We start from the raw sequence: 1,708 nt of genomic DNA, 5'->3' as shown, positions 1-1,708 counted from the left end.
ACCTTGATCTTGACCGTGGTGCACCCGGGGAAGCGGTCGAGGATCCCGGCCACCTCGCCCGCGGAGACCGCCGGGACCGTGGCGTTGACGGCGACCCGCGACCGCAGGGCCGGCGGCGGACCCTGCCACGCCATCTCCAGGGCGGAGCGAAGCCAGTGGGCGGCCTCGGGGTCGTCGTACTCGGGGAAGGCGCCGAACTCACCCCACCCCGCCGGCCCCTCGATCAACGCCACCTCCCGCTCGGTGACGCCGCGGAACCGCACCCGCATCGGCAGGGCCACCACGTGGACGCGGGCGAGCAGATCGTCGATCGACTCGGGGCCCGGTACGGATGTCATGCCTCCACGCTAACGTCGAACCCATGACCGAGAGCAGCGCAGCGCAGGGCGAGACCGGGAACCCGTTCGATCCGACGCAGTGGCGGGAGGTCGAGGGCTTCCGGAACGGGGAGGACCTCACGGACCTGACCTACCACCGCCACGTGGGCGAGGGCCGGGCCGACGGGATCGTGCGGATCGCCTTCGACCGCCCCGAGGTGCGTAACGCCTTCCGGCCGCACACCGTGGACGAGCTGTACCGGGTGTTCGACCACGCCCGCCGCTCCCCCGACGTGGGCACCGTGCTGTTCACGGGCAACGGGCCGAGCGCCAAGGACGGCGGCTGGGCGTTCTGTTCCGGCGGCGACCAGCGGATCCGCGGCCGGTCCGGCTACCAGTACTCCACGGAACACGACTCGGACGTGGCCGGCGCGACCGCCGACAAGGTCGACGAGGCCCGGGTCAAGGCCGAGGGCGGCCGGCTGCACATCCTGGAGGTGCAGCGGCTCATCCGCACCATGCCCAAGGTGGTGATCTGCCTGGTCAACGGCTGGGCGGCCGGCGGCGGGCACTCGCTTCACGTGGTGAGCGACCTGACCCTGGCCTCCCGCGAGCACGCCCGGTTCAAGCAGACCGACGCCGACGTGGGGTCCTTCGACGCCGGCTACGGCAGCGCGTACCTGGCCAAGCAGGTGGGCCAGAAGTTCGCGCGCGAGATCTTCTTCCTGGGTCAGGCGTACACGGCCGAGGAGATGTTCCAGATGGGCGCGGTCAACCGGGTCGTCGACCACGCCGAGCTCGAGAACACCGCGATCGAGTGGGCGCGACAGATCAACGGCAAGTCGCCCACCGCGCAGCGGATGCTCAAGTTCGCGTTCAACCTCACCGACGACGGCCTGATGGGTCAGCAGGTGTTCGCCGGCGAGGCCACACGACTGGCGTACATGACCGACGAGGCGGTGGAGGGGCGCGACGCGTTCCTGGAGAAGCGCGACCCGAACTGGGACGACTTCCCCTACTACTACTGACGGCGCCGGTCCGGTCCATGCCCGTTACCCGCGACCTGCGCACCCTGCCCGTCCCCGGCGGCGTGGCCGTCACCGCCCTGTTCCCCACGTTCGAGCAGCTCCTGGCCGACCGTGGCCCCGCGCTGCTACCCGTCCCGTCCGACGACCCCGCCCGGATGCGTCTGCTCGTCGGCGCCATGCACCCCGACGAACCGATCGACGACCGGGCGGCTCTGGTGGTGAGCACCTCCGGCTCGACGGGCACTCCCAAGGGAGCGATGCTGTCCGCCGCCGCGTTGGCCGCGTCGGCCTCCGCCACCGACGCGTTACTCGGCGGGCCGGGGCGCTGGCTGCTCGCGTTGCCCGCGCACCACATCGCAGGCC

The 1,708-nt window shown here is 71.6% G+C and carries 2 protein-coding genes and 1 pseudogene; 2 read left to right on the top strand and 1 reads right to left on the bottom strand.

The window, feature by feature from the left end; genetic code table 11:
* Positions 1-338 (bottom strand): annotated as a pseudogene (locus G6021_RS06135) (O-succinylbenzoate synthase); the annotation flags it as partial.
* Positions 339-361: 23 nt separating this feature from the next.
* Between G6021_RS06135 and G6021_RS06130 the strand changes: the two are divergent.
* Together G6021_RS06130 and G6021_RS06125 are read left to right on the top strand one after the other, a co-directional pair.
* A complete protein-coding gene (locus tag G6021_RS06130) occupies positions 362-1,345 on the top strand; it encodes a 1,4-dihydroxy-2-naphthoyl-CoA synthase (protein ID WP_182610820.1) in 984 nt (327 codons plus the stop codon).
* Between the two features lie 17 nt (positions 1,346-1,362).
* Positions 1,363-1,708 (top strand): AMP-binding protein (locus G6021_RS06125; RefSeq protein ID WP_182640859.1); only part of this gene is annotated, 346 nt, incomplete at its 3' end.

The organism is Dietzia sp. CW19, from assembly GCF_014145265.1.
Classification (GTDB): domain Bacteria; phylum Actinomycetota; class Actinomycetes; order Mycobacteriales; family Mycobacteriaceae; genus Dietzia; species Dietzia natronolimnaea.
Note: the sequence above shows the minus strand (reverse complement) of the source record. Positions and strands in the feature narration are given on the sequence as shown.